Annotated in this window: 24 protein-coding genes; 12 read left to right on the top strand and 12 right to left on the bottom strand. The window is 60.9% G+C overall.

The annotated features are described in order from the left end of the window. Nucleotides 1–271: 271 nt before the first annotated feature. The 7 genes from folK to dksA form a co-directional block, all read right to left on the bottom strand. Nucleotides 272–757 carry a 2-amino-4-hydroxy-6-hydroxymethyldihydropteridine diphosphokinase gene (folK, locus tag CGA22_RS25620; RefSeq protein WP_041024899.1) on the bottom strand — a complete coding sequence of 162 codons (486 nt, stop codon included), beginning with the start codon at nt 755–757 and terminating at the stop codon, nt 272–274. Between the two features lie 3 nt (nt 758–760). Next, nucleotides 761–2158, bottom strand: a complete 1398-nt coding sequence (locus tag CGA22_RS25615; protein WP_041024898.1) for a polynucleotide adenylyltransferase PcnB — start codon at nt 2156–2158, stop codon at nt 761–763. Nucleotides 2159–2974: 816 nt separating this feature from the next. Further along, nucleotides 2975–4408: a sigma-54-dependent transcriptional regulator gene (locus CGA22_RS25610; protein ID WP_041024897.1), complete on the bottom strand. Its 1434-nt coding sequence runs from the start codon at nt 4406–4408 to the stop codon at nt 2975–2977. A gap of 22 nt (nt 4409–4430) precedes the next feature. Beyond that, nucleotides 4431–7385, bottom strand: coding sequence for a sensor histidine kinase (locus CGA22_RS25605; RefSeq protein WP_177329297.1), 2955 nt, complete (start codon nt 7383–7385; stop codon nt 4431–4433). Then, nucleotides 7369–7545, bottom strand: coding sequence for a hypothetical protein (locus tag CGA22_RS25600; RefSeq protein WP_003176118.1), 177 nt, complete (start codon nt 7543–7545; stop codon nt 7369–7371). The genes CGA22_RS25605 and CGA22_RS25600 overlap by 17 nt, the downstream gene beginning before the upstream one ends. Before the next feature lie 77 nt (nt 7546–7622). Next, a complete protein-coding gene (gluQRS, locus tag CGA22_RS25595) occupies nt 7623–8513 on the bottom strand; it encodes a tRNA glutamyl-Q(34) synthetase GluQRS (protein WP_041024895.1) in 891 nt (296 codons plus the stop codon). A 208-nt stretch (nt 8514–8721) separates the two neighbouring features. Continuing rightward, nucleotides 8722–9165: an RNA polymerase-binding protein DksA gene (gene dksA, locus CGA22_RS25590; RefSeq protein WP_024779597.1), complete on the bottom strand. Its 444-nt coding sequence runs from the start codon at nt 9163–9165 to the stop codon at nt 8722–8724. 350 nt (nt 9166–9515) lie between these two features. Between dksA and CGA22_RS25585 the strand changes: the two genes are divergently transcribed. After that, nucleotides 9516–10688: a pyridoxal phosphate-dependent aminotransferase gene (locus CGA22_RS25585; protein WP_188258745.1), complete on the top strand. Its 1173-nt coding sequence runs from the start codon at nt 9516–9518 to the stop codon at nt 10686–10688. Beyond that, nucleotides 10688–11443: a DNA/RNA nuclease SfsA gene (gene sfsA, locus CGA22_RS25580; RefSeq protein ID WP_041020678.1), complete on the top strand. Its 756-nt coding sequence runs from the start codon at nt 10688–10690 to the stop codon at nt 11441–11443. Before CGA22_RS25585 ends, sfsA begins: the two co-directional genes overlap by 1 nt. Here the strand turns inward: sfsA and CGA22_RS25575 are convergent. Further along, nucleotides 11399–11716, bottom strand: coding sequence for a Rieske (2Fe-2S) protein (locus CGA22_RS25575; RefSeq protein WP_041020677.1), 318 nt, complete (start codon nt 11714–11716; stop codon nt 11399–11401). The genes sfsA and CGA22_RS25575 overlap by 45 nt on opposite strands. Before the next feature lie 152 nt (nt 11717–11868). Between CGA22_RS25575 and CGA22_RS25570 the strand changes: the two genes are divergently transcribed. After that, nucleotides 11869–12711 (top strand): ChaN family lipoprotein, encoded by an 843-nt coding sequence (locus CGA22_RS25570; protein WP_041020676.1) that lies wholly within the window; start codon nt 11869–11871, stop codon nt 12709–12711. Between the two features lie 217 nt (nt 12712–12928). Here the strand turns inward: CGA22_RS25570 and CGA22_RS25560 are convergent, their stop codons facing one another. The 3 genes from CGA22_RS25560 to CGA22_RS25550 form a co-directional block, all read right to left on the bottom strand. Beyond that, complete coding sequence (locus tag CGA22_RS25560; protein WP_024779602.1) at nt 12929–13201, bottom strand: TfoX/Sxy family protein; 273 nt, start codon at nt 13199–13201, stop codon at nt 12929–12931. Nucleotides 13202–13411: 210 nt separating this feature from the next. Then, complete coding sequence (locus tag CGA22_RS25555; protein WP_041020675.1) at nt 13412–13753, bottom strand: pentapeptide repeat-containing protein; 342 nt, start codon at nt 13751–13753, stop codon at nt 13412–13414. 91 nt (nt 13754–13844) lie between these two features. Next, entirely contained in the window at nt 13845–15401 is a 1557-nt protein-coding gene (locus tag CGA22_RS25550) for an AAA family ATPase (protein WP_041020674.1), read from the bottom strand. A gap of 140 nt (nt 15402–15541) precedes the next feature. Here CGA22_RS25550 and mrcB point away from each other — a divergent pair, with 140 nt between their 5' ends. The 3 genes from mrcB to CGA22_RS25535 are packed head-to-tail and all read left to right on the top strand — an operon-like array spanning nt 15542 to nt 18925. After that, a complete protein-coding gene (mrcB, locus tag CGA22_RS25545) occupies nt 15542–17860 on the top strand; it encodes a penicillin-binding protein 1B (RefSeq protein WP_041020673.1) in 2319 nt (772 codons plus the stop codon). A gap of 16 nt (nt 17861–17876) precedes the next feature. Continuing rightward, the gene (locus CGA22_RS25540; protein WP_041020672.1) at nt 17877–18596 is read left to right on the top strand and encodes a tetratricopeptide repeat protein; all 720 of its coding nucleotides are present in this window, start codon (nt 17877–17879) and stop codon (nt 18594–18596) included. Then, nucleotides 18596–18925, top strand: a complete 330-nt coding sequence (locus CGA22_RS25535) for a YqcC family protein (RefSeq protein ID WP_055129265.1) — start codon at nt 18596–18598, stop codon at nt 18923–18925. The genes CGA22_RS25540 and CGA22_RS25535 overlap by 1 nt, the downstream gene beginning before the upstream one ends. A 6-nt stretch (nt 18926–18931) precedes the next feature. Here CGA22_RS25535 and CGA22_RS25530 read toward each other — a convergent pair whose 3' ends face one another. Continuing rightward, entirely contained in the window at nt 18932–19354 is a 423-nt protein-coding gene (locus tag CGA22_RS25530) for a DUF4124 domain-containing protein (protein ID WP_041020670.1), read from the bottom strand. A gap of 400 nt (nt 19355–19754) precedes the next feature. On the opposite strand from CGA22_RS25530, the gene CGA22_RS25525 reads away from it, so the two are divergent. The 6 genes from CGA22_RS25525 (at nt 19755) to msrQ (ending at nt 25733) form a co-directional block, all read left to right on the top strand. Beyond that, a complete protein-coding gene (locus tag CGA22_RS25525) occupies nt 19755–21479 on the top strand; it encodes an acetolactate synthase 3 large subunit (RefSeq protein ID WP_041020680.1) in 1725 nt (574 codons plus the stop codon). 2 nt (nt 21480–21481) lie between these two features. Further along, nucleotides 21482–21973 (top strand): acetolactate synthase small subunit, encoded by a 492-nt coding sequence (gene ilvN / locus CGA22_RS25520; protein WP_003205610.1) that lies wholly within the window; start codon nt 21482–21484, stop codon nt 21971–21973. A 44-nt stretch (nt 21974–22017) separates the two neighbouring features. Further along, the gene (gene ilvC / locus CGA22_RS25515; RefSeq protein WP_024779611.1) at nt 22018–23034 is read left to right on the top strand and encodes a ketol-acid reductoisomerase; all 1017 of its coding nucleotides are present in this window, start codon (nt 22018–22020) and stop codon (nt 23032–23034) included. Between the two features lie 144 nt (nt 23035–23178). Then, on the top strand, nt 23179–24036 hold the full coding sequence (gene pssA, locus CGA22_RS25510; RefSeq protein WP_041020669.1) for a CDP-diacylglycerol--serine O-phosphatidyltransferase: 858 nt from the start codon (nt 23179–23181) through the stop codon (nt 24034–24036). A 63-nt stretch (nt 24037–24099) separates the two neighbouring features. Further along, the gene (msrP, locus tag CGA22_RS25505; protein ID WP_041020668.1) at nt 24100–25113 is read left to right on the top strand and encodes a protein-methionine-sulfoxide reductase catalytic subunit MsrP; all 1014 of its coding nucleotides are present in this window, start codon (nt 24100–24102) and stop codon (nt 25111–25113) included. Then, complete coding sequence (msrQ, locus tag CGA22_RS25500) at nt 25113–25733, top strand: protein-methionine-sulfoxide reductase heme-binding subunit MsrQ (protein ID WP_041020667.1); 621 nt, start codon at nt 25113–25115, stop codon at nt 25731–25733. Before msrP ends, msrQ begins: the two co-directional genes overlap by 1 nt. The last annotated feature ends 467 nt before the right edge of the window (nt 25734–26200 follow it).

Raw genomic sequence — 26200 nt, 5'->3', positions numbered from 1 at the left:
GGCCTGGATTGCGCCCTTCAATGCCGCGTTGGCGGCAACGGGACGCCTATAGTCGTGAGGAGCACCGGGGAAGTCAATTGGATGTGTTACCGGCGGGTGTTACCGAGGTGACTGATGCGTTTCAGCCGTGGGGAGCGTCTGAAACATGACCGTCCAGTACTGACCCCTGTGGGAGCGAGCCTGCTCGCGATAGCGGTAGGCCAGTCAATATGAATGTCGGCTGATACACCGCTATCGCGAGCAGGCTCGCTCCCACAGGGGATGGTCTTTGTCAGATAGGCGGCAGGCGTTCCAGACCGGCGAATGGACACGCGGCCAGCAGATCCTGGAGCAGGCGCCCGTCGGCCAGACGCAGGTCGGCGGGGGCCAGTTCCGCCAGCGGGTACAGCACAAAGGCCCGGGCGTGCATATGGTAGTGGGGAACCTTGAGCCGAGGCTCGTCGATCAGCCGATCGCCGTACAACAGAATGTCCAGGTCCAGGGTGCGCGGGCCCCAGCGCTCCAGGCGTTCGCGGCCCTGGTCGGTTTCGATGGCTTGCAGTGCGTCGAGCAGGTCCAGCGGCGTCAGTTGGCTGTCCAGCGCCGCCACGGCATTGGTGTAGCGCGGCTGGCCTGGCAACAGTGAATCGCTTTGATAGAACGCCGAGACGCCGACGAATCGGCTATCGGGCAGGCTTGCCAGCGCCTGGAGGGCGCTGCGCAGTTGGGCCGCGGGTTCGGCCAGGTTGCTACCCATGCCGATGTAGATACGTTCCACCGATTACTCGCCCGACGCGCTCGGCACACCGGCGCGCTTACGCTTGGCGCCGCTGCTGCGACGACGCTTGCGTGGGCCGCTGGCGCCGTCTTCCTTGCCGCTGAGCTCGCGAATCATCTCGCGGCGCTCGCTGTCATTGGCGTCCTGGTAATCGGTCCACCACTCGCCCAGGCCGTTGGTCTGTTCGCCGGCGCTTTCGCGCAGCAGCAGGAAGTCGTAGCCGGCGCGGAAGCGCGGGTTGTCCAGCAGCAGGTCGGCACGCTTGCCGCTGCGACGGGGCAGGCGCTCCTGCATGTCCCAGATCTCGCGGATCGGCATCGTGAAGCGCTTCGGAATCGCGATGCGCTGGCACTGTTCTGCGATCAACTCGTGGGCAGCTTCCTGCATGGCCGGAATCGGTGGCATGCCGCGATCCTGCAGGCGCAGTACCCGGGCCGGCAGGGCCGGCCAGAGCAGGGCGGCGAACAGGAAGGCCGGGGTCACCGGCTTGTTCTGCTTGATGCGCAGGTCGGTGTTGACCAGCGCTTCGCTGATCAGGGTGTGGGTGTAGGTCGGGTTGTGCTCCAACGCCTCGGCACTGGCCGGGAACAGCGGGTCGAACAGTTGCAGGTCCACCAGCATTTCGAAGGTGTCCGCCGCATTGCCCGAGAGGAACAGCTTGAGCACTTCTTCGAACAGCCGGGCCGAAGGAATTTCCCGCAGCATCGGTGCCAGGTCGTGAATCGGGGCGGCGCTGTGTTTTTCGATGCCGAAGTTCAGCTTGGCGGCGAAACGCACGGCCCGCAGCATCCGTACCGGGTCTTCCTGGTAACGCTGCTTGGGATCGCCGATCAGGCGGATCAGGTGATTGCGGATGTCGTGTACGCCGTTGGCGTAATCGAGGATGCGTTCGCTGACCGGATCGTAATACAGGGCATTGATGGTGAAGTCGCGGCGCTGCGCGTCTTCTTCCAGCGTGCCGTAGACGTTATCCCGCAGGATGCGCCCGCTCTCGTTGCGAGAAGACTGATTGCTGTCTTCCTCTTCATCGTTTTGCGGGTGGTTGGCGCGGAACGTCGCCACTTCGATGATTTCGCGGCCGAAGTGGATGTGGACGAGCTTGAAGCGCCGGCCGATGATCCGCGCGTTGCGAAACTCGGCCCGGACCTGTTCCGGCGTGGCGCTGGTGGCCACATCGAAATCCTTGGGAGTGATGTTGAGCAGCATGTCGCGCACGCATCCACCGACCAGGTAAGCCTGGTAGCCGGCGTTCTGCAGGCGTTCGACGATGTTCACCGCATAACGGCTGAACTGGGCCTTTTGCAATGAGTGCTGGCCGCTGTTGAGCACTTCAGGCGTGCTGCGGATGTGTTGCGTACGACGCAAAGGAGAACGGAGTGACTGGAACAGCTTCTTCAGCATGGGATGCACTGTTTGAAGGAATGTTCGGCCAAAACGAAGAATGACCGCATGATGGGCGGGGATTCTAGCATTTAGTCTGGGGATCGTGTAGGACGCAGCAGATTTGAGCTGCAAGCTTTAAGCGGCAAGCCTTGTAGGCTTCGGGGTGGCGGAACGTCGGAAACCACAAGGGGAGCCGAAGCTCCCCCAGAATTAGTTGCGTGCTCTGTTTTTATTATTGGTTTCGGGCTTCTTGTTTTTGTTGAGTGCCCGCGTCACGAGGTTTTCCCTGCGTGACCCTCCCAATCGGGAGCCAAGAGCAAACGGATTGCTTTGGTCGCTGTGTTGCAGTGATCTATCGATCCAACCAGTTCAGGCACCTGTCTTGAGACAGTTTTTATTGTTCTCGGCCTGGTTGTGGGGCAAGCCCCAAATACAACGCCTCTCCAAAAGAATCAGTTAGCTGCGCCTCTCGCCGTCTTGTTTTTATTGTGCGTGAGTCGATTCGTCTTATTTTTATTGTCTTGTGCATTGCTTGTTATTGTTCTTGTACCAAAGCTATAGCAGGGTGCGTGCCAACTTTTGCGAGAGGCAGTGAAACCGGGGGTTCTAAGGTTATGCCGCTTTTTTTGGGGCGAAAAAAAGCCGGGATTTCGTTACCGTAAACCCCGGCTTCTGTTACGTGAAAAAAGCTGAGGTAACAGTTTTTTCACATTCACGGCGTTGTAACCGTCTACCTCTGTGGGAGCGAGCCTGCTCGCGATTGCGCTGTGCCAGTCGCCCTGAGTGCAAGCTGATACACCGCTATCGCGAGCAGGCTCGCTCCCACCCTTGATCTCAGCTTTCGCTGGCCACGCCGGTCTTGCGACGCGGAATCCCCAGGCGCTGGCGACGTTCCCACAGGCACTTGCGGCTCACCCCTAGCTTGCGTGCCAGTTCGGTCTCGGTCATATGGTCCTGATGTTCCAGGACGAAATGCTGGAAGTAGTCTTCCAGGGACAGGTCCTCGGTAGGCTCGTGGCTGGTGTTGTTGGCAGCGCCCCCCTGTTGCGGTGCCAGGCCGATGAACTCTTCATCGTCGAGATCACTGAGTTCGACATCGATCCCCAGCAGGTCGGCGGAGATTTCCGGGCTTTCGCACAGGATCACTGCCCGCTCCACTGCGTTTTCCAGCTCCCGGACGTTACCCGGCCAGGCGTAATGACGAATGGCCTGTTCTGCGTCGGGAGCAAACTTCAGGTCGGTGCGGTTGACCCGCGCGCTCTGGCGGGCGAGGAAGGCATTGGCGATTTCGTTGACGTCCGCGCCCCGTTCGCGCAGGGCCGGCAGTTTCAGCGCAATGACGTGCAGGCGGTAATACAGGTCCTCACGGAACTGGCCAATTTTCGCCAGGCTCTTGAGGTCGCGGTGGGTCGCGGCGATCAGGCGCACGTCGACTTTCTGTGATTGCACCGAGCCGACCCGACGGATTTCGCCTTCCTGAAGGACCCGCAGCAGCCGTGCCTGGGCCTCCAGCGGCAGTTCGCCGATTTCGTCGAGGAACAGCGTGCCGCCGTCCGCGGCTTCCACCAGACCGGCGCGCCCGGCGCTGGCCCCGGTGAAGGCGCCTTTTTCATGACCGAACAGCTCGGACTCGATCAGGCTTTCCGGAATTGCCGCGCAGTTCACCGAGATCATCGGAGCCTTGGCCCGGCGTGACAGGTTATGCAGGGCACGGGCCACCAGTTCCTTGCCGGTCCCGGACTCGCCCTGGATCAGCACGTTGGAGTCGGTCGGCGCGACCTTGCGGATCTTGACGTACAGATCCTGCATGGGAGGGCAGGAACCGATGATGCCGATTTCGCCATTATTGTTACCCGCAGCACCTTTGGTGGCGGCAGCTTTACCGTTCGTCGGCTCCGGAGCGTTGCCGGTAGCCGTCTGTCGGTCACGCAGGATACGGGCCACGGCCTGGAGCATCTCGTCATGGTCGAACGGCTTGGCGATGTAGTCCACCGCACCCATTTTCATGGAGTCGACTGCCGAGCGCAGGCTGGCGTAGCTGGTCATGATCAGCACCGGCGTGCCCTGGCCGAGCTTGATCAGCTCGGTACCGGGTGCCCCCGGCAGGCGCAGGTCGCTGACGATGAGGTCAAACGTTGGGATGCTGAATCGCTCTTGTGCTTCCTGCACAGAACCGGCTTCGCTGACCTGGTACTGGTTGCGTTCCAGCAGGCGGCGCAAGGCGGAGCGGATAATTGTTTCGTCTTCGACGATCAAAATGTGCGGCATTGATTCGATTCTCTCGACGGTCTCAGTTCACAGCGGACGTCGCTTCGACATGACGCGGCAAGGTCACCCGTATACGGGTGCCGCGTTGGCCTTGTACATCGGCCGGGCTGTCGATGGTGATTTGTCCATAATGCTCTTCAACGATGGAATAGACCAGTGCGAGGCCCAGTCCGGTGCCTTCGCCAGGATCCTTGGTGGTGAAGAAGGGTTCGAACAACCGATCCATGATGTTCTGTGGAATACCGCTGCCTTCGTCTTCGACGATCAGATCGATCGTGTGTTCGCTGGCTTCGCTCTTGACCCGCACGGCGCTGCCGGCCGGTGAGGCATCGCGGGCGTTGGACAGCAGGTTGATCAGGACCTGGGCGAGCCGCTGGGGATCGCCGTCGACCCAATGATCCGGGTCGCACAGATTGAAGAATTGCACTTCGAAATTGCGCCGGTTGAGGGCCAGCAGACCAATGGCATCCTGAGCCACTTCGGCCAGGCAGACGGGCTCGTCGTTGTGCTGGTGTCCGCCAGCGTGGGCAAAACTCATCAGCGACTGCACGATACGCGACACGCGTCGGGTCTGCTCGAGAATCTGGCTACTGATTTCCGTCAGTTCGCCATCCTCCTCGCGCTCTTCGCGCAGGTTCTGCGCCAGGCAGGCGATGCCGGTGATCGGGTTGCCGATTTCATGGGCCACCCCGGCTGCCAGCCGGCCGATGCTCGCCAGGCGTTCGGAGTGGACCAGTTTGTCTTCGAGCATCTGGGTATCGGTCAGGTCTTCCACCAGCAACACCAGGCCACTGTTGCCCGGTGCAAGCGGCTCGTCGATGGCCGCCTTGTGCAGGTTCAGCCAGCGGGTCTGGCCGTCGAGGGCCAGGTGCTGCTTGTGCAAATGCTCGTCCGGCAAGTCGATGAAACCTTGCAACAAACCTTTCCATGGCTCGCCCAGGGTGCTCAGGCGTGAACCGACCACACGCTGGGCGGCGATTCCGGTCAGTTCTTCCATGGCCTTGTTCCACATCAGGATCTCCTGGTCCTTGGCCAGGGAGCACACGCCCATCGGCAGTTCCTGCAGGGTCTGGCGGTGATAACGGCGCAGGGCATCCAGCTCGGCGGCCAGGCCGGTGAGGCGCGAGTGATAATCCTCGAGGCGGCTTTCGATGAAATGGATGTCCTCGGTGACGTAGTTTTCGCCGCCGGCCTTGTAGGGCAGGAACGTCTCGACCATGTCCTGGGCCACGCTGGGGCCCATCAGGCCGGACAGGTTGGCTTCGATCCGGTCCCGCAGGCGACGCAAGGCATAAGGGCGACGCTCATCGAAAGGCAGGTAAAGATCCCGCAGGGCCTGTTCGACTTCCTTTTGCGCGGCCTTCGCACCCAGGGGCTTGGCCAGTTGCGTGGCGAACTCCTGGGGCGAGGCCGCGTGCAGTTCACGGCGTTGCGGGCGGCGAACGTTGTCCACCGCGCAGGCTTCGGCGGCGCTGGCTTCTTCGCTGCTGGCGTTGGTGAACAGCGAGATCAGGGTGAACATCAGTACGTTCGCCGCCAGCGAGGCGATAGCGGCCATGTGCCAACTGGTGTCGTCGAGCACATAGATCATGTTCAGCAAGGGGATATAGAAGCCTTGCAGGTTGCCCAGCAGCGGCAACAGCATGGCAACCAGCCAGACCAGGATGCCTGCCAGCAGGCCGGCGATAAAGCCACGGCGGTTGGCGGTCGGCCAGTACAGCACCGACAGCACGCCCGGCAGGAACTGCAAGGTGGCAACGAAGGCGACGATGCCCAGGTTGGCCAGGTCCTGGCCATCGCCCAGCATCAGGTAGAAGCCGTAGCCGGCCATGATGATCGCGACGATCAGTGCCCGCCGGGTCCATTTCAGCCAGCGGTAGATATTACCCTCGGCCGGTGGTTGGTAGAGCGGCAGCACCAGGTGGTTGAGGGCCATGCCCGACAGCGCCAGGGTGGTCACGATAATCAGGCCGCTGGCCGCCGACAGGCCGCCGATATACGCCAGCAATGCCAGGGCCTGGTTGTTGGCGGCGATGCCGATGCCGAGGGTGAAGTATTCGGGATTGGTACTGGCCCCCAGCTTCAACCCGGCCCACAGGATCAGTGGCACCGCCAGGCTCATCAGCAGCAGGAACAGCGGCAGGCCCCAGCTCGCGCTCACCAGCGAGCGCGGGTTGAGGTTTTCGGTGAAGGTCATGTGGTACATGTGCGGCATCACGATCGCCGAGGCGAAGAACACCAGCAGCAGCGTGCGCCACGGGCCTTCCTGCAACGGCGTGTGCAGGGCGGCGAGGGCGGTCTGGTTCTGCAGCAGCCACAGTTCGAGCTGTTGCGGGCCGTTGAACACCCCGTACAACGCATAGAGGCCGACGCCACCGATGGCGATCAGCTTGATCACCGACTCGAAGGCGATGGCGAACACCAGACCTTCGTGTTTTTCCCGGGTGGCGATGTGCCGGGAACCGAAGAAAATGGTGAACAGGATGATCAGGACGCAGAAGCTCAGCGCCACCCGGTGCTGTACCGGCTCGTGGGTCAGGATGCTGATGGAGTCGGCCACGGCCTGCATCTGCAAGGCCAGCAACGGCAACACGCCCACCAGCATGAAGATCGTGGTCAGCGCACCGGCCCAGGTGCTGCGGAAACGAAAGGCGAACAGGTCGGCCAGGGATGACAGCTGGTAGGTGCGGGTGATTTTCAGGATCGGGTAAAGCAACACCGGCGCCAGCAGGAAGGCTCCCGACACACCCAGGTAACTGGACAGGAAGCCATAGCCATACTGGTAGGCCAGACCGACCGTGCCGTAGAACGCCCACGCACTGGCGTAGACGCCCAGCGACAGGGTGTAGGTCAGCGGATGGCGGATGATCGCCCGGGGGATCATGCCTCGTTCGCTGATCCAGGCCACGCCGAACAGTACCGCCAGGTAGGCCGCACTGATCAGGATCATCTGGGTCAGGCTAAAGCTCATCGGCATCTTTTTGGCTCTGCAGGATGAAGGTCACGACGATCAGGATCAGCCAGAGCAGGTACGGCCGATACCAGGCACCCGTGGCATCGATCCACCAATCCATGATGGCCGGGGAAAACAGATAAATCCCCACTACCAGGAGCAGGACCAAGCGATAGATGTACATCCCGGCCTCTCTTTTTTAAGCGCGTGCCCGAAAACGTGCGGCGATGGTAACGGATGGGCGCCAAGCTGCAAGGGCCGTCAGCGTATTTGCGCTTCGGGCAGGGTCATTGTGCGCGGGATCCTTGCCGCGTCCCAGTGGCGAACGCCCCAGGCCAGCAGCTCCCGAGGGCTGGCATCGACCAGTTCGACGCCGGATTCCTGGCCCAGTGCCCGCAAGGCCCTGAGCAGCAACGGTGTGGCCTGGTCGGCCGTCAGTGGCGGCGAACGGTAGGATTTGCCCAGTTTGTGTCCGTCCGGTTGGGTGATCAACGGCACATGCAGGTAGCGCGGTTGTGGCAGCCCGAGCAACTCTTGCAGATAGAGCTGGCGGGGGGTGGAATCCAGCAGGTCGGCGCCGCGCACGATATCGGTCACTTCTTGCCAGGCGTCGTCCAGCACCACGGCCAGTTGATAAGCATAGAGCCCGTCGCGGCGACGGATGACAAAATCGCCGGCCTCGCGACCCAGGTGCTGGCGGAACTCGCCTTGTACCCGGTCGATGAAGTGGTACTCGAGCTCGGGGACGCGCAGGCGGATGGCGGCGTCTTCGGTACCGTGCCCGGCGTTGCGGCATAACCCCGGATAAATACCCTGATACGCCTCCAGTTGTTTGCGCGAACAGGTGCAGGCATAAGCCAGGCCTTGGCTGAACAGGCGGTTGATCACCTGATCGTAGGCCTCGTGGCGCTCACTCTGGCGGACCATCTCGCCGTCCCATTCGAAGCCGTAGCTCTCCAGGGCTTTGAGAATCGCCGCTTGCGCGCCGGGTTCTTCCCGGGGCGGATCGAGGTCTTCCATGCGCAACAGCCAGCGTCCGCCCGCGGCCCTGGCGTCCAGGTACGACGCGAGCGCGGCGACCAGTGAACCGAAATGCAGGTGGCCGCTGGGTGTGGGGGCGAAGCGTCCGATGTAGGGAGAGGTGGCAGTCATAGGGACATGATAATGGAGGAACACCGTCCCTTGTGGGAGCGAGCCTGCTCGCGATAGCGGTATGCCTGTCACCGCAGAGGTGACTAATCCGGCGCTATCGCGAGCAGGCTCGCTCCCACAAGGGGTTCACACGTTCTGAGTAGGGGACCTGGTGCAAACAAAAAACGGAGCGTGTGAACGCTCCGTTTTTCGGTAACAGCCCTGGCAATCACTTGCCGACTTGTTTTTCCTTGATTTCAGCCAGGGTCTTGCAGTCGATGCACAAGTCGGCCGTCGGGCGGGCTTCCAGCCGGCGGATGCCGATCTCGATGCCGCAGGACTCGCACCAGCCGTACTCTTCGTCTTCGATCAGCTGCAATGTCTTGTCGATTTTCTTGATCAGCTTGCGCTCACGGTCACGTGCACGCAGTTCCAGGCTGAATTCTTCTTCCTGGCTGGCACGGTCGGCCGGGTCGGGAAAGTTGGCCGCTTCGTCTTTCATGTGGTCCACGGTGCGGTCGACTTCCTGCATCAAGTCCTGTTTCCACTTGTTCAGGATCTTGGTGAAGTGCGCGCGCATGGGGGCGCCCATGTACTCTTCGCCCGCTTTAGGGACATAAGGCTCAAACCCGCTGAGCGACTGATTTTGATTTTGCTTTGCTTGGGTGGGCATGAATGGACCGCCTCTACTCTTGTAATCCACTACGCAGGATTGCTCCATCACCGACACCTGCCGGCCCTGCGGCTGCAAGCGGGCGAACTTACCAGATCGAATCGGGCCGCGCCACTCCCGGTTGTCGAGCCTGTGGCGGGCGTGGCCTCGCAAGGCATGGCCGGGTTCGGTTCGGTGAAGAGGTCATCCTGCTCAATGCTTGATTCTAGTCAAGCCTGGGCCAATCGCCGGAGTCATTTCCTGCAATCCGGGGGCTATGACCTCTTCCTGCTCGCGCTCGTTCCGCAGTTGTTTCTGACTTGGGCAGAGAGTTGGGTAGAATCGGTTCTTTTTTATACGAAGGAAGGCTAATGGCTCAGCCCTACAGTGCGCGCAGTCGCGCCATCGAACCTTTCCATGTGATGGCGTTGCTGGCCCGTGCCAATGAATTGCAGGCCGCCGGACACGACGTCATCCACCTGGAGATCGGCGAGCCGGACTTCACCACGGCTGAGCCGATCATCCAGGCCGGCCAGGCCGCGCTGGCGGCGGGCAAGACCCGCTACACCGCCGCGCGCGGCATCCCCGAGCTGCGTGAAGCCATCGCTGGCTTCTATGGGCAGCGCTACGGGGTGAGCATCGACCCCCGACGTATCCTGATTACGCCGGGCGGCTCCGGGGCATTGCTGCTGGCCAGTGCCTTGCTGGTAGACCCGGGTAAACACTGGTTGCTGGCGGACCCGGGCTACCCCTGCAACCGTCACTTCCTGCGGTTGGTGGAAGGCGCGGCGCAGCTGGTGCCGGTGGGGCCGGAGGTGCGTTACCAGTTGACCCCCGAGCTGGTGGACCGGCATTGGGACCAGGACAGCGTCGGTGCGCTGGTGGCGTCGCCGGCCAACCCGACCGGGACGCTCCTCTCCCGGGATGAACTGGCCGGGCTGTCGAAGGCAATCAAGGCGCGTAAGGGCCATCTGGTGGTGGATGAGATCTATCACGGCCTGACCTATGGCACCGAGGCCGCCAGCGTGCTGGAAGTCGACGACGATGCCTTCGTCCTGAATAGTTTTTCCAAGTATTTCGGCATGACCGGCTGGCGATTGGGCTGGCTGGTGGCGCCTTCGGCCGCCGTCAGTGAGTTGGAAAAACTTGCGCAGAACCTCTACATCAGTGCGCCGAGCATGGCCCAGTACGCGGCCCTGGCCTGTTTCGAGCCGGCGACCATCGAGATCTTCGAGCAGCGTCGGGCCGAATTCGCGCTACGTCGCGACTTCTTGCTACCGGCCTTGCGTGAACTGGGTTTCGGCATTGCGGTCGAGCCGGAAGGCGCGTTCTACCTCTATGCCGATATCCGCGCATTCGGTGGCGATGCCTTTGCCTTCTGCCAGCACTTCCTGGAGACCGAACACGTGGCGTTCACCCCCGGCCTGGACTTCGGCCGCCATCAGGCCGGGCACCATGTGCGCTTCGCCTACACCCAGAGCCTGCCGCGGCTACAGGAAGCGGTGGAGCGAATCGCGCGTGGACTGCGGAGCTGGCAAGGCTGATGCGCTTTTCTCCCGCTTTGGAAGAGGGTCGACTGATTCGGCGCTACAAGCGTTTCCTTGCCGATATCGAAACCCTTGATGGCGAACAGCTGACTATCCACTGTCCCAATACCGGCTCGATGCTCAATTGCATGGCCGAAGGCGCGCGGGTCTGGTTCAGTCGCTCCGGCGACCCCAAACGCAAGCTGCCCGGGACCTGGGAGGTCGGCGAAACCCCTCAGGGGCGCCTGGCCTGCATCAATACCGGGCGGGCCAATGGCTTGATCGAGGAGGCGTTGCGTGCCGGGGTGATCAGCGAACTCAATGGTTTCATCGGGTTGAAGCGGGAAGTAGCCTACGGCGTGGAGAACAGTCGTATCGATTTTCGCCTGGACTACGAGCACGGTTCGGCCTGGGTCGAAGTCAAGAGCGTTACCCTGGGCTTCGATGGCACGAGCGTCGCCGCGTTTCCCGATGCCGTGACCCAGCGCGGCGCCAAGCACTTGAGGGAACTGGCCTGCCTAGCCCGCGAAGGTGTGCGTGCGGTGCAGTTGTATTGCGTGAACCTGAGCGGCATCGATGCCGTGCGCCCGGCCGAGGAAATCGACCCGGGCTACGCGGCGGCCTTGCGCGAAGCGGCTGCGGCGGGTGTGGAGGTGCTGGCCTACGGCGTCACGCTGACGCCCGAACAGATGTGGGTGGACCGTGCGTTGCCGGTGTTGCTCGAGCCGCTACATCTGGACCCAGATGCCTTGCGTGTCCTCCCGGCTGTCTAACGCCTCCAGGAACTGACCGGCACAAGGACCGGCCACGCATTCGCCGCTTTCGATCAGAAACAGTGCGCCGTGGGTGGCGCACTGGATCAGGCTGGCACTGGCGTCGAGGAAGCGGTCGGGTTGCCATTCCAGAGGGACGCCGCGGTGCGGACAGCGGTTGAGATACACGTGGACCTGACCCGCACGCCGTACCGCCAGCACTTTGCGCCCCTCGATGTCGAAACCGCGACTGTCGTTGTCGGGCAGTTCGGCGTTACTGCACAGAAATTTCATGTGAGTCTCGATGCTGATATTGAATGCCTCCCTGTGGGAGTGATTTCACAGTTGACGGTCAGATGAAAGTATTCATCAAATGTCGGGTCGAGAGTACTCGGCCTGACGATTCCATGCCTATCCGTGAACCACTTCGTCGAGAACGCCACCCGATGCGCCTGATCCTGATTCTGGTCTTGAGTGCCTTGACCGCTTGCCAGAGCATCGCACCGCCACCGATCAACGGGCGGATCCGTGACCTGCACAACGGTCAGGCGGTTGCGCCCGGGGAGCTGGTCGAACGTCTGGCGAAGGCACCTCGGCTCATCGTGGGCGAGCAGCATGACAACCCGGATCACCATGCGCTGCAATTATGGCTGCTCCAGGCCCTGGCCGGACAACGGGCGCAAGGCAGTCTGTTGCTGGAAATGCTGACGCCGAGCCAACAGTCGCGGGTCGATGGGGTTCGCCAGCTAGCGGCCATGCCGGAAAATCTGCCTGACGCGCTGGATTGGTCGCCGGGTTGGGATTGGAGTCTGTATGGGCCTGTTGTCGAATACGCCTTGGCGCAACCTTATCCATTGTTGGCCGCGAACCTGGATGCTGTCGAAATCCAGCGCTTCTACCGACAAGCGCCAGGCTTGAGTGGTGTTCGCTCCAATGGGGCGGCGGTAAAAGACGAGCTGCTGGGGCAGATTCGCGACGCCCACTGCGGCCTGCTACCGGAATCGCATATGCCGGCGATGGTGGCCGTCCAGCAACAGCGTGACCGACGCATGGCCGAGCGATTACTGGCCGCGCCAACGCCTGCATGGTTGTTTGCAGGCGCCTGGCATGGACGCAAGGATGTCGGCGTACCGCTGCACGTCCTGGACCTCGGGGCTGATGAGGCGCCGGTAGTCCTGATGTTGGCCGAGGAGGGCAGCGAGGTCACATCGGCCATGGCGGATTACGTCTGGTACACGCCGGCTACGCCGCCCGTGGACTATTGCGCGCAAATGCGCGGACAGCCGTAGGCTTCTCGCGGACAAAAAAAGACCCGGCAAGAGCCGGGTCAAATAACCGTGATTAGCCTGATGAGGAGATATCTGAGAGTCCGAACCAAGGGCTTTTCAAATATCGACCAGTCTCGCGACCGGATGTGGTAATCATAGCGATTCTCATTACCATGTCAAACGTTGTTTTTCTGTTCGTCGAAATAAGCGTGATGGCTTATGTCGACAACCGAGAGCATCAGGCTTTGTGGCGTGTCGAAATGGCGTCCAATTGCTTGTTCAATGCTTCCTTGCGTTCGGCGGGGATGTCATTCCAGTGCATGTCCATCAGCGCGCCTTCAATCGCGTACAGCAACACCTTGGAGGCCCGGAAACCACGTGTGCGTACGGCACGATAGGCGTCGACCGCTCCGAGTCGACGCAGATCCGAGGCGCTGTGGATCCCCACAGCGTGTAGCCATTGGGCCGATGTCTTGCCCAGATTTTTCAGGTGCTGCAGTTCATCATTCATCGAGCCTCCTTGCGACGGCCGACTGTTCAGTGGGCAAGCTTCTCAGGAGTGTAGCGCTCAGTAGGAAAAGCGTGATTCTTTGGCAGGATTGTCGCAAAAGCTTCTAAGGCATAACGCACGATGAAGGAAAACAGCGGCAACGCACCCACCTTCCTCCAGCGCGGGCGGGGGCGCTGGAGGGCGTCGTGTGGGCCTGTCTTGTCTGGCGAATCAGCGGGTGCGGTAGCGCAACCGGGTGCCGAAGTTCATCGACATCAGAATTTCATCGGCCGATAGCTCAGGGGGGAAATAGGCACCGGAGATCTGCGCATGGGCCAGGCTCGCGCCTTCCAGTTTCGACTTGCGGAAATCGACCCCACGCAGATCGGCGGAACGGAAGTAAGCGTCCGTGAAGTCGATGTCGTCCACGTTCAGTTCCCGCAGGTCGAGCCCGCGAAAGTCGCCGCCGCACAGGTCGACGGGGCCTTGAGGGCGCTCTTTATTGAAGCCTGCAATGTCGTCTTTGCGCAGCAAGGCATACAGCGGAGTGTCGAGAATCTTTGGGCGGTTCATGTCATGTCACCTGTTGGTTTTATGACGCCAGTATAGTGCCACCATTTGGCGACCGTGAAGCCGAGTGTCGCTTCACGGTCGAAATAGTTGTTTACAGACCTGGCAGGCGCTGGCGGATCTGCGCGACGACGTTGTCGAGCGTGCCGCTTTCATTGGTCTGGACCGGTTTGCTGCGGAGGATTTCCTCCGGCGTCAGCGCTTCGCGGTTGGCCTGCTGCGCGGCGATGACGGCCAGGGTCGCGTCGGAAGGGTCTTTTTGATCGGCTTGACGCTGCGCCAGCCTGTTTTCGACGACCGCTTGCGGCGCATTGCAATCGAGGATCAGGAACGGGGTGCCCGTCGCTTCGGCGATTTTCGCTGCGGCTTCACGCTGGTCGCGCTTGAGGTAAGTGGCATCGATGACCACCGGGAACCCGGCGCGCAGGATCCCGCCGGCGATTTCATGCAAGCGCGCATACGTGGCGCTGCTGGCATCGCTGCTATAGATGCCGGCCTGGGGATCGTTCGGCACCTGTTGCTCACCGAACAGGCGCTTGCGTTCCACGTCCGAACGCAGGCGAATCGCCCCCAGCGCTTCCACCAGGCGCATCGCGACGTGGCTTTTGCCTACGGCCGAAACACCGTGGGTAATGGCCAGGAATGGCGAAGGAATGGTGCTGTAGCTCTCCGCCAGGTTGGCGTAGTTGCGGTATTGGCGCAGGGTGGTGGCGCGTTGCACCGGGTCGGCTTCGGCCGGCATGCTGAACAATGCGATCTTGGCCCGGACCAGGGCCCGGTAGGCTTTGTAGAAGTTCAGCAGTTCCAGGCCCTGGTAGTCGCCGGTCAACTCCAGGTATTGGCTGACGAATCGCCGGGCCAGGGACTTGAGCCCGCGGTCTTCCAGGTCCATCGCCAGGAACGCGGTGTCGCCGTAGACGTCGGTGAAACGGAACGGTTCGTTGAACTCGATGCAGTCGAAAATCACCACGTTGCCATCGATCACGGTGGCGTTGCCCAGGTGAATGTCGCCGTGGCATTCGCGGATGAAGCCTTCGGTCTTGCGCTGGATGAACAGTGGCTTGAGGCGTTCGAAACTGCTTTCAGCCCAGGCTTGCAGGGCTTCGAGTTGCGCCAGGTCAGCCTTGTCGCTGAGGAACGGAAGGATCTGTTCGAAATTCTGCCGCACCGGTGCCATCACGCTGTCCGGGGTGCCGGCCGGGTTTTCGGCGGGAACCTTGGGCGTGGAGAGGTGGAACCGGGCGATCTGTTCGGCCATTTCGTCGACGTGGGCGGTGGTCAGTTCACCATTGGCCTGCAATGTGCTGAGCAGCTGGCTTTGCGGGAACTGACGCATTTTCAGGGCATATTCGATCGCCGGTCCGTCACCATTCAGTTGTGGCGCTTCGGCACTGCCGGTGATCGGCAACACTTCCAGGTACAGGTCCTGGGTCAGGCGCTGGTTCAGGCGCAGCTCTTCGCTGCAGAAATGCTTGCGGGCGTCGAGCTCTGTGAAATCGAGGAAGCCGAAATTGACCGGTTTCTTGAACTTGTAGGCATAAGGACCGGTGAGCAAGACCCAGGATATGTGGGTTTCGATGACCTGGAACCCTTCGACGGGGTGCGGGTAGAGGGCCGGGTTTTGCAGGGCGGCGATCAGGGACTGGCTCACAGGCGATCCTTCAGAGTCTGGAAAAATTCAAGGCCGTCATTATGGCGACAAGCTGCGCTAACGCAAACCGGATGACCTGTGCATCACGCAGCTTATCGGGCTCATGTTGAACCATCGCAAAGTGCGTATAATCCGCCGCCATGACTCGTACCCGATCCCCTCGTACCCCCAAGAAACCACCCGCCAGCCGCCTGCGGCCCTGGCTGGGCTGGGCCCTTAAACTCGGCCTGGTAGGCCTCGTCGTGCTTGCCGGTTTTGCCGTCTACCTCGATGCGGTGGTCCAGGAAAAATTCTCCGGCAAGCGCTGGACGATCCCGGCCAAGGTCTACGCCCGGCCGCTGGAGCTGTTCGTCGGACAGAAACTGAGCAAGGACGATTTCCTCACCGAGCTCGATGCCCTGGGCTATCGCCGTGAAAGCGTGGCCAACGGCCCGGGCGAAGCTTCCGTCAATGGCAATACTGTCGATCTCAATACCCGTGGCTTCCAGTTCTATGAAGGCATGGAACAGGCGCAAGCGGTGCGCGTGCGGTTTTCCGGCGACTACGTGGCCGCGCTGACGGGCGCCAACAATGCCAGTCTTTCGGTGGTGCGCCTCGAGCCGTTGTTGATCGGCGGCCTGTACCCGAAGAACCTCGAAGACCGGATCCTGATCAAGATCGACCAGGTGCCGCCGTTCCTGATCGACACGCTGGTCGCCGTCGAAGACCGGGATTTCTACCATCACTTCGGCGTCTCGCCCAAGTCGATTGCCCGGGCCGTCTGGGTCAACACGTCCTCGGGGCACATGCGCCAGGGCGGCAGTACCCTGACCCAGCAGTTGGTCAAGAACTTCTACCTGACCAACGAGCGCAGCCTCACCCGCAAGCTCACCGAAGCCATGATGGCGCTGTTGCTGGAGTTGCATTACGACAAACAGGAGATCCTCGAGGCGTACCTCAACGAGGTCTTCATCGGTCAGGACGGTCAGCGGGCGGTGCACGGTTTCGGCCTCGCCAGCCAGTTCTTCTTCAGCCAGCCATTGTCCGAGCTCAAGCTGCATCAGGTGGCACTGTTGGTGGGCATGGTCAAGGGGCCGTCCTCCTACAACCCGCGGCGTAACCCGGAGCGGGCCCTCGAGCGTCGCAACCTGGTGCTCGACCTGCTGCAACAACAAGGCGTGGCGACGGCCGAGCAGGTCGAAGCGGCGAAGAAGATGCCATTGGGCGTGACCAAGCGCGGCAGCCTGGCGGACAGCTCGTTCCCCGGTTTCCTCGACCTGGTCAAACGGCAATTGCGTGAAGACTATCGTGACGAGGACTTGACCGAAGAGGGCCTGCGGATCTTCACCAGTTTCGACCCGATCCTGCAGATGAAAGCCGAAGCGTCGGTCGAGGACACTTTCAAGCGCCTGGGCGCGCGCAAGGGTGCCGAGGACGTGGAAGCCGCCATGGTGGTGACCAACCCGGAAACCGGTGAAGTCCAGGCCATGATCGGCAGCCGCCAGGCCAGCTTCGCCGGTTTCAACCGGGCCCTGGATGCCGTGCGCCCGATCGGCTCGCTGATCAAGCCGGCGGTGTACCTCACCGCTCTGGAGAAACCAAGCCAGTACACACTGACCAGTTGGCTGTCGGACGAGGTGTTCTCGGTCAAGGGCGCGGACGGCCAGGTGTGGAAACCGCAGAACTATGACCGGCGTTCCCACGGCACGGTTTTCCTGTATCAGGGGCTGGCGCATTCCTACAACCTGTCCACGGCTCGCCTGGGGTTGGAAGTCGGTGTGCCGAATGTGCTCAAGACGCTGGCGCGCCTGGGGGTGAGCCGCGAACTGCCGGCCTTCCCGTCGATGCTGCTGGGGGCCGGTGGCCTCACGCCGATCGAGGTCGCGGCCATGTACCAGACGCTGGCCAACGGCGGCTTCAATACCCCGATGCGCGGGATCCGCAGCGTGCTCACCGCTGACGGCGAGCCGCTCAAGCGTTATCCGTTCCAGATCCAGCAGCGTTTCGATCCAGGCTCCATCTACCTGATTCAGAGCGCCATGCAGCGGGTCATGCGTGAAGGCACCGGCAGCTCGGTCTATAACGTGCTGCCCCGGACCCTGACGCTGGCGGGCAAGACCGGTACCAGTAACGATTCCCGTGACAGCTGGTTCGCCGGTTTCAGCCAGGACCTGCTGGCCGTGGTCTGGCTCGGTCGCGATGACAACGGCAAGACGCCGTTCACCGGCGCCACTGGCGCATTGCAGGTCTGGACCAGCTTCATGCGCAAGGCCGACCCATTGCCGCTGGACATGCCGCAGCCGGACAACGTTGTTCAGGCCTGGGTCGATTCGCGCACCGGACAGGGCTCCGATGCCAATTGCCCGGGCGCGGTGCAGATGCCGTATATTCGCGGCAGCGAACCACCACCCGGTGCCGCCTGTGGCGGACAGAATCCAGCCGAGTCGGTGATGGATTGGGTCAAGGACTGGATGAATTAAGCAAAGAGGGTTTCACGTGAACAAGTGGTTGATTCCAGCGGTAACTGCCGTGGCTTTGCTCAGTGGTTGCTCGACCGTACAGCGCGGTTCGATTCCGGTTGTCGACTCCGGCACTGCCGTTTCCAACAGTGAAAGGGTGTCGGCCAACGGCGGTTTCCGTCAAACGACGGTGAAACGGCCGGTGCAGGGCCAGGCCCAGGCGATTCCTCAAGGCGACACCGGTGTGGTCGTGATGGTACCCGGTGGCGGTGCCACGACCTCGGCGCCGATCAGCACTACGCCGATCACGCCCGGGCCCATCACGCCGGGGCCTATCGAAACTTCGCCGATCAATCAGGGCAGCTACAGCATGCCGGCGTCGCCAGGCAGCATTCCGTCGGCCGGCTCCGGTGGCCTGTCCGCCGATGAACAGCTGGATGGCCCGGTGTTGGCCCTGCTGACCACCGCCCAACAGCAACAAGCCAGTGGTGACCTCAACGGCGCGTCTTCCAGCCTGGAACGTGCCCAACGCGTAGCGCCGCGTGAACCCCAGGTTCTTTATCGCCTGGCCCAGGTACGCATGGCCCAGGGCGATGCGCCGCAAGCCGAACAACTGGCCCGTCGCGGTCTGACGTTCACCAGCGGTCGTCCGGCCCTTCAGGCCAGCCTGTGGGAACTGATCGCCCAGGCGCGTGAGAAACAAGGCGATTCGGCCGGCGCGGCGCTGGCCCGTCAGAAGGCCAAGGTTTCGCTCTGATGGATACGCGTTTTCCCCAGATCGCCGATCAGTTGCTGCTGATCGAGCGGGAGTTGCGGGTCCAGGGCTGGTGGAGCAGCGTTTCGCCTTCGGTCGAAGCGCTGGCCAGTGTCGAGCCGTTCGCGGTCGACACCCTGGACTTCGAGCAATGGCTGCAGTGGATTTTCCTGCCGCGGATGAAAGCCATCCTGGAAAATGACCTGCCGCTGCCCAACGCCTCGGGCATCCTTGCCATGGCGGAAATGGTCTATGCCCAACGACCAGGGCAGGGCATCGAGTTGCAGCGGCTGCTGTCGCAGTTCGATCGGTTGATCAGCGACGTCAGCTGATTGCCGTCACTGGCAGTGTTCCTCGATCTGCTTGCTCGTCTCGTCGATTCGCTGGCGTCGTTCCTCGTCAGTGAGGCGGCGCATTTCCCCTTCTACGTCTTCACGGACCCGCGGGTTGTTCTTCAATTGCGCGAGGTTGGTCCGGGCTTGCTCGCAGAACACCTTGAGCTGGGCTTCCTGGTCAGCCACCTGCTGCTTGACCTGGGCGTCGATGGCCTTTTGATCGCCAATGGTGCCGGCGGGTGGTGGCGCGGGCGGTTTGCCGACGGGCGGTGAGGATTTGATCACGGTCGTAGCCCCTGTGCCGTCGGGTGGCTGGGCGCTGAAGTGGGTCACCCCCTGGGCGTCTACCCATTTGTAGATCTGACCGGCCATGCATATCGGGCTCAGGCCAACCAGCAGGCTGGCCGTCAGTAGGAACATTCGCATGCTGTTTCCTTGTCATGGATTGCGCAATTGAAGCTAACACAGTTGCCGTTTAAAGGTTTTTTCTTGCGTTCTCATGCGCTTACTTCGAATAAAGCACATAGACGACTTGACTTGCAGAAGGCGAAACAGAAGAATCCAAAGTCCGCTGTAGAGGGACTGCCAGAAGCAGGCCCACTCGGCAGATCATGAGGCGCATATCCGCGTCGACCTGTTACACCCGCAACGCGTTACCTCGCGCTGGGTGGGAAAGGCCCGCAACACTTGGGACGATCCCAATACTTGCTCAGTCAGTGCTGACGTAGTCGGCGACCACCGTCGCTCATGCTCTGCCGAGAAGTAAACCTATTAAGACCCGTCCCCTTTTGAGGGCCGGTATTCTGGCGTTTTAGAGGTGAACAACGTGGAGCTTTTATCTGGCGGTGAGATGCTCGTCCGCTTCTTGCGTGACGAAGGCGTCAAATATATCTACGGGTACCCGGGTGGTGCTCTTCTTCATGTCTATGATGCCCTGTTCAAAGAACCGGAAGTGACCCACATCCTGGTTCGTCACGAGCAGGCGGCGACCCACATGGCTGACGGCTACGCCCGCGCCACCGGCAAGGCCGGCGTGGTGTTGGTGACTTCCGGTCCAGGCGCCACGAACGCCATCACCGGTATCGCCACCGCCTACATGGACTCCATCCCGATGGTGATCATCTCCGGCCAGGTGCCCAGCACCATGGTCGGCACCGATGCATTCCAGGAGACCGACATGATCGGTATCTCCCGGCCGATCGTGAAGCACAGCTTCATGATCAAGCACCCGTCGGAAATCCCGGAAGTCATGAAGAAGGCCTTCTACCTGGCCGAATCCGGTCGTCCGGGCCCTGTGGTGGTCGATGTCCCGAAAGACATGACCAACCCGGCCGAGAAGTTCGAATACATTTTCCCGAAAAAGGCCAAGCTGCGCTCCTACAGTCCGGCCGTACGTGGTCACTCCGGGCAGATCCGCAAGGCAGCCGAAATGCTCCTGGCGGCCAAGCGTCCCGTGTTGTATTCGGGTGGCGGCGTGATCCTCGGTGGTGGCTCCGCGCCGCTGACCGAACTAGCGAAGATGCTCAACCTGCCGGTCACCAATACGCTGATGGGCCTGGGCGCCTTTCCGGGCACCGACCGTCAGTTCATCGGTATGCTCGGCATGCACGGCAGCTACACCGCCAACCTGGCGATGCACCATGCCGATGTGATCCTGGCCGTCGGCGCGCGTTTCGATGACCGGGTCATCAACGGTGCGGCGAAGTTCTGCCCGAACGCCAAGATCATCCACATCGACATCGACCCTGCGTCCATTTCCAAGACCATCAAGGCAGACGTGCCGATTGTCGGTCCCGTGGAGAGCGTCCTGACCGAAATGGTCGCGATCCTCAAGGAAATCGGCGAGACCCCGAACAAGGAGTCCGTGGCCAGTTGGTGGAAGCAGGTCGATGAGTGGCGTGGCGACCGTGGTCTGTTCCCCTACGACAAGGGCGACGGCAGCGTGATCAAGCCGCAGACCGTGATCGAAACCCTCTGCGAAGTGACCAAGGGCGATGCCTTCGTGACCTCCGACGTGGGCCAGCATCAGATGTTCGCCGCGCAATACTACAAGTTCAACAAGCCCAACCGCTGGATCAACTCCGGTGGCCTGGGCACCATGGGCTTCGGTTTCCCGGCGGCGATGGGCATCAAGTTGAGCTTCCCGGATGTCGACGTCGCCTGTGTTACCGGCGAGGGCAGCATCCAGATGAACATCCAGGAACTGTCCACCTGCCTGCAATACGGTTTGCCGGTGAAGATCGTGATTTTGAACAACGGCGTGCTGGGTATGGTCCGCCAATGGCAGGACATGAGCTACGGCAGCCGTCACTCGCACTCCTACATGGAATCGCTGCCTGATTTCGTCAAGCTGGCCGAGGCCTATGGTCACGTCGGCGTGCGCATCACCGAATCGAAGGACCTGAAGTCGAAGATGGAAGAGGCGTTCGCCATGAAGGATCGCCTGGTGCTCATCGATATTGCGGTCGACACCAGCGAACACGTCTACCCGATGCAGATTAAAGACGGTTCCATGCGCGATATGTGGCTGAGCAAGACGGAGCGTACCTAATCATGCGGCATATTATTTCCCTGCTTCTGGAAAACGAACCGGGTGCTCTGTCTCGCGTAGTGGGCCTGTTTTCGCAGCGCAACTACAACATCGAAAGCCTGACGGTGGCACCAACCGAAGACCCGACCTTGTCGCGTCTGACGCTGACCACCGTGGGCCACGATGAAATCATCGAGCAGATCACCAAGAACCTGAACAAGCTGATCGAGGTGGTCAAGCTCGTGGACCTGTCGGAAAGTGCTCACATCGAGCGCGAACTGATGCTGGTCAAGGTCAAGGCCACCGGCGCCCAGCGCGCCGAGATCAAGCGCACTACCGATATTTATCGTGGGCAGATCGTCGATGTCAGCGCCAGCGTCTATACCGTTCAGTTGACCGGTACCAGCGACAAGCTCGACAGCTTCATCCAATCGATCGGCACTGCCTCGATTCTGGAAACCGTACGCAGTGGCGTCACCGGGATTGCCCGTGGCGACAAAGTACTGAGCATCTAACCAAATTAGCGAATGGCCTGAACGGCCGGATATAGGGGAAATTCATGAAAGTTTTCTACGATAAAGATTGCGACCTGTCGATCATCCAGGGCAAGAAAGTCGCCATCATCGGCTACGGTTCCCAGGGTCACGCCCAGGCGTGCAACCTGAAGGACTCCGGCGTTGACGTGACCGTCGGCCTGCGCAAAGGCTCGGCCACCGTTGCCAAGGCAGAAGCCCATGGCCTGAAAGTGGCTGACGTGGCTTCCGCCGTTGCCGCCGCCGACCTGGTCATGATCCTGACCCCGGACGAATTCCAGGGCGCGCTGTATCGTGACGAAATCGAACCGAACATCAAGAAGGGCGCTACCCTGGCCTTCTCCCACGGTTTCTCGATCCATTACAACCAGGTCGTGCCGCGCGCTGACCTCGACGTGATCATGATCGCGCCGAAGGCTCCGGGTCACACCGTGCGTTCCGAATTCGTCAAGGGCGGCGGTATCCCTGACCTGATCGCGATCTACCAGGACGCTTCGGGCAACGCCAAGAACGTGGCCCTGTCCTACGCTGCCGGCGTTGGCGGCGGTCGTACCGGCATCATCGAAACCACCTTCAAGGACGAGACTGAAACCGACCTGTTCGGCGAGCAGGCCGTTCTGTGCGGCGGCACCGTCGAGCTGGTGAAAGCCGGTTTCGAAACCCTGGTTGAAGCTGGCTACGCGCCGGAAATGGCCTACTTCGAGTGCCTGCACGAACTGAAGCTGATCGTTGACCTCATGTACGAAGGCGGTATCGCCAACATGAACTACTCGATCTCCAACAACGCCGAATACGGCGAGTACGTGACCGGTCCGGAAGTGATCAACGCCGAGTCCCGCCAGGCTATGCGCAACGCCCTGAAACGTATTCAGGACGGCGAATACGCCAAGATGTTCATCAGCGAAGGCGCTACCGGCTATCCTTCGATGACCGCCAAGCGTCGCAACAACGCTGCCCACGGCATCGAGATCATCGGCGAGCAACTGCGCTCGATGATGCCTTGGATCAGCGCCAACAAGATCGTCGACAAAGCCAAGAACTGAGTCGCGGACTTGATCGAAAAACGCGGCCTCGGCCGCGTTTTTTCGTTTGGGCGATGGCTTCTGGTATAAAGCTGCATCGTTTGCGGCCGAACCGTCGTCCCAGACGCCTGTCGAATTTTTTCACACCGTTGCAAGGTACTGTCCATGAGCGAACGTCCCGACGAGCCAAACCAGGCTCCTGACGCCGAAAGCATGTTGCCCATCGATGAACACGTCGAGGAAGGTCATGACGCTGAAGGCCGTAAGGTCCGGCATCGTGGCATCTATCTGCTGCCGAATCTGTTTACCACCGCCAACCTGTTTGCCGGTTTCTACTCCATCATCAGTTCCATGAGCGCCCAGGCTGCGTTGAGCGCTGGCGATAGCGCGGGGGCGAGCCGCTATTTCGCTTTCGCCGCCATTGCGATCTTTGTCGCCATGGTGCTCGATGGTCTGGACGGGCGCGTGGCTCGCATGACCAATACCCAGAGCGCATTCGGTGCCGAGTACGACTCGCTGTCGGACATGGTCGCTTTCGGCGTGGCCCCGGCGCTGCTGGCATTCGGTTGGGCGCTGGGGGACATGGGCAAGGTTGGCTGGATGGTCGCCTTCATTTATGTGGCAGGCGCCGCGTTGCGTCTGGCGCGTTTCAACACCCAGGTCGGCAAGGCCGACAAGCGTTACTTCATCGGCCTGGCGAGTCCGGCTGCGGCAGGCGTCGTGGCGGGGGTGGTCTGGGCGTTCAGCGACTATGGCATCCAGGGTTCGAAGATGTCCTTCCTGGTGGCACTGCTGGTGGCGGCGGCCGGTATGCTGATGGTCAGCAACATCAAGTACAACAGCTTCAAGGAGCTGGATCTGAAAGGGCGTGTGCCGTTCGTGGCCATCCTGGCGGTGGTGCTGGTGTTCGCGGTGGTCTTCAGCGATCCGCCGCGCATCCTGCTGCTGGTATTCCTTGCCTACGCCGCGTCCGGCCCGGTTCAGTATCTGTTGCGCCTGCGTCGTCACAAAAGCGCCGAGTGATGTAATTTCCCCCATACTCCGCAGTCTATTGGTGCACCTGCCCTCCAATACTGCGGAGTTGTCATGCTGATCAAGATCCCCAAGTCGTCCGACTGCCGTGAATCGGACGTCACGCCCGAATCCTTCTATCTATCCCGTCGCCAGATGCTGGGAGCGACCATGGCTGGCCTTGCCGTGAGCAGCCTGCCGCGCTGGGCCAGCGCCGCCGATGTGGCGCGCTACCCTGACGTAGAGCCGGGCAAGGCGCCGTCCTGGTTTGCCGAGAAGCTACCCTCGACCCAGTGGGGCGCGGTGACGGTCAAGAATGAACCGATTACGCCGTTCAAGGATGCAACCCATTACAACAATTTCTATGAGTTCGGAACCGACAAGGGCGATCCTGCGGCCAATGCCGGGTCCTTGAAAACCGAGCCCTGGAGCGTGGTGGTGGATGGCGAGGTGGGCAAGCCAGGGCGCTACGCCCTGGAAGACTTCATGAAGCCTTATCAATTGGAGGAGCGGATCTATCGACTGCGCTGTGTGGAGGCCTGGTCGATGGTTATTCCATGGATCGGCTTCCCTGTCTCTGCGCTGCTCAAGCAGGTTGAACCGACCTCCAAGGCCAAGTTCATCCGTTTTGAAACGCTGCAGGATCCGAAGACCATGCCCGGCCAACGCTCCGGCTTCGCCTTGATCGACTGGCCTTATGTAGAGGGGTTGCGATTGGATGAGGCAATGAACCCGCTGGCCATCCTGGCGGTTGGCATGTATGGGCGGGAGTTGCCGAACCAGAACGGCGCACCACTGCGGTTGGTGGTGCCATGGAAGTATGGTTTCAAAAGCGTGAAATCCATTGTGCGTATCAGTCTGGTCAGCGAACAACCCAAGACGACCTGGCAAAGCATTGCGTCGGACGAATACGGCTTCTATGCCAACGTCAACCCGACGGTCGATCACCCGCGCTGGACCCAGGCGCATGAGCGGCGCCTGCCGAGTGGACTGTTCAGTCCCAATGTACGCGATACATTGATGTTCAACGGCTATCAGGATGAAGTCGCTTCTTTATATGCAGGGATGGACCTGAGGAAGGACTACTGATGCGTTTTCCAGTGTGGCGGATGGGCGTCTTCGTTGCGGCGGCGATCTGGCCGTTGCTCTGGCTTTACGAGGCGTTGATGAATGCGTTGGGCCCCGACCCCGGCAAGGTGCTGGTGGATCGGTTGGGGTTGGGTACGCTGATCCTACTGCTCATCACTTTGAGCATGACCCCTTTACAGAAGTTGACAGGGTGGGCGGGGTGGATCGCGGTCAGGCGTCAACTCGGATTGTGGTGCTTCGCCTATGTGGTGCTGCACCTGAGTAGCTACTTGGCCTTCATCTTGGGATTCGACTGGTCGCAGTTGGGTGTCGAGTTGAGCAAGCGACCGTACATTATCGTCGGCGTACTTGGGTTTCTCGGCTTGTTGGCTTTGGCCGTCACGTCCAACCGTTATAGCCAGCGGCGCCTCGGCATCCGCTGGAAGAAGCTGCATCGCCTGGTTTACCTGGTCCTCGGACTTGGGTTGCTGCACATGCTGTGGATCGTGCGGGCGGATCTGAAGGAGTGGGCAATCTACGCCTTCATTGGGGGTGTCTTGATGATGCTGAGGATTCCTTCGATTACGCGTCGGATCCCGCGTTTGATGGGTAAGAAAGTGTCTTCTGCAACAAAAGCGTAATTAAGGGTTGACGGCAGATTCTGAGTCTCTATAATTCGCCCCACTTCCGGCGCAGTCGAAACGGAAAACTCCTTGAGTTTCAATGAGTTAGACGTTTAAGGCGGCGCAGGGCTTCAGTTCATCGAAGTCCGGAAGGAGTCGGCAGGGTGCGTTATTGGGCTCGGTTGACGGTTCGATCTTCTCGGTCGAAAGCGGTGAAAAAGAGGTGTTGACAGCAGCGACTAACGCTGTAGAATTCGCCTCCCGCTGACGAGAGATCGAAAGCGCAAGTGGTTGAAGTTGTTGAGGTTTTGAAAAGCAAAACTTTGAAAACTTCCAAAATAACCGCTTGACAGATACGCAAGGCGCTGTAGAATGCGCGCCTCGGTTGAGACGAAAGGCTCAACCCACCGCTCTTTAACAACTGAATCAAGCAATTCGTGTGGGTGCTTGTGGAGTCAGACTGCTAGTCAACAGATTATCAGCAT

The sequence above is a fragment of the Pseudomonas sp. PSB18 genome (assembly GCF_014596565.1).
Lineage (GTDB): Bacteria > Pseudomonadota > Gammaproteobacteria > Pseudomonadales > Pseudomonadaceae > Aquipseudomonas.
Note: the sequence above shows the minus strand (reverse complement) of the source record. Positions and strands in the feature narration are given on the sequence as shown.

Excerpts from the sequence above, each read along its gene's own strand:
- gluQRS (WP_041024895.1), bottom strand. The coding sequence starts at position 8,513 with ATGACTGCCACCTCTCCCTACATCGGACGCTTCGCCCCCACACCCAGC.
- CGA22_RS25530 (WP_041020670.1), bottom strand. The coding sequence starts at position 19,354 with ATGCGAATGTTCCTACTGACGGCCAGCCTGCTGGTTGGCCTGAGCCCG.
- CGA22_RS25610 (WP_041024897.1), bottom strand. The coding sequence starts at position 4,408 with ATGCCGCACATTTTGATCGTCGAAGACGAAACAATTATCCGCTCCGCC.
- CGA22_RS25585 (WP_188258745.1), top strand. The coding sequence starts at position 9,516 with ATGGCTCAGCCCTACAGTGCGCGCAGTCGCGCCATCGAACCTTTCCAT.
- CGA22_RS25570 (WP_041020676.1), top strand. The coding sequence starts at position 11,869 with ATGCGCCTGATCCTGATTCTGGTCTTGAGTGCCTTGACCGCTTGCCAG.
- msrP (WP_041020668.1), top strand. The coding sequence starts at position 24,100 with ATGCTGATCAAGATCCCCAAGTCGTCCGACTGCCGTGAATCGGACGTC.
- CGA22_RS25555 (WP_041020675.1), bottom strand. The coding sequence starts at position 13,753 with ATGAACCGCCCAAAGATTCTCGACACTCCGCTGTATGCCTTGCTGCGC.
- ilvN (WP_003205610.1), top strand. The coding sequence starts at position 21,482 with ATGCGGCATATTATTTCCCTGCTTCTGGAAAACGAACCGGGTGCTCTG.
- dksA (WP_024779597.1), bottom strand. The coding sequence starts at position 9,165 with ATGCCCACCCAAGCAAAGCAAAATCAAAATCAGTCGCTCAGCGGGTTT.
- CGA22_RS25605 (WP_177329297.1), bottom strand. The coding sequence starts at position 7,385 with ATGCCGATGAGCTTTAGCCTGACCCAGATGATCCTGATCAGTGCGGCC.
- CGA22_RS25575 (WP_041020677.1), bottom strand. The coding sequence starts at position 11,716 with ATGAAATTTCTGTGCAGTAACGCCGAACTGCCCGACAACGACAGTCGC.
- msrQ (WP_041020667.1), top strand. The coding sequence starts at position 25,113 with ATGCGTTTTCCAGTGTGGCGGATGGGCGTCTTCGTTGCGGCGGCGATC.
- pssA (WP_041020669.1), top strand. The coding sequence starts at position 23,179 with ATGAGCGAACGTCCCGACGAGCCAAACCAGGCTCCTGACGCCGAAAGC.
- ilvC (WP_024779611.1), top strand. The coding sequence starts at position 22,018 with ATGAAAGTTTTCTACGATAAAGATTGCGACCTGTCGATCATCCAGGGC.
- sfsA (WP_041020678.1), top strand. The coding sequence starts at position 10,688 with ATGCGCTTTTCTCCCGCTTTGGAAGAGGGTCGACTGATTCGGCGCTAC.
- CGA22_RS25600 (WP_003176118.1), bottom strand. The coding sequence starts at position 7,545 with ATGTACATCTATCGCTTGGTCCTGCTCCTGGTAGTGGGGATTTATCTG.
- CGA22_RS25615 (WP_041024898.1), bottom strand. The coding sequence starts at position 2,158 with ATGCTGAAGAAGCTGTTCCAGTCACTCCGTTCTCCTTTGCGTCGTACG.
- mrcB (WP_041020673.1), top strand. The coding sequence starts at position 15,542 with ATGACTCGTACCCGATCCCCTCGTACCCCCAAGAAACCACCCGCCAGC.
- CGA22_RS25535 (WP_055129265.1), top strand. The coding sequence starts at position 18,596 with ATGGATACGCGTTTTCCCCAGATCGCCGATCAGTTGCTGCTGATCGAG.
- CGA22_RS25560 (WP_024779602.1), bottom strand. The coding sequence starts at position 13,201 with ATGAATGATGAACTGCAGCACCTGAAAAATCTGGGCAAGACATCGGCC.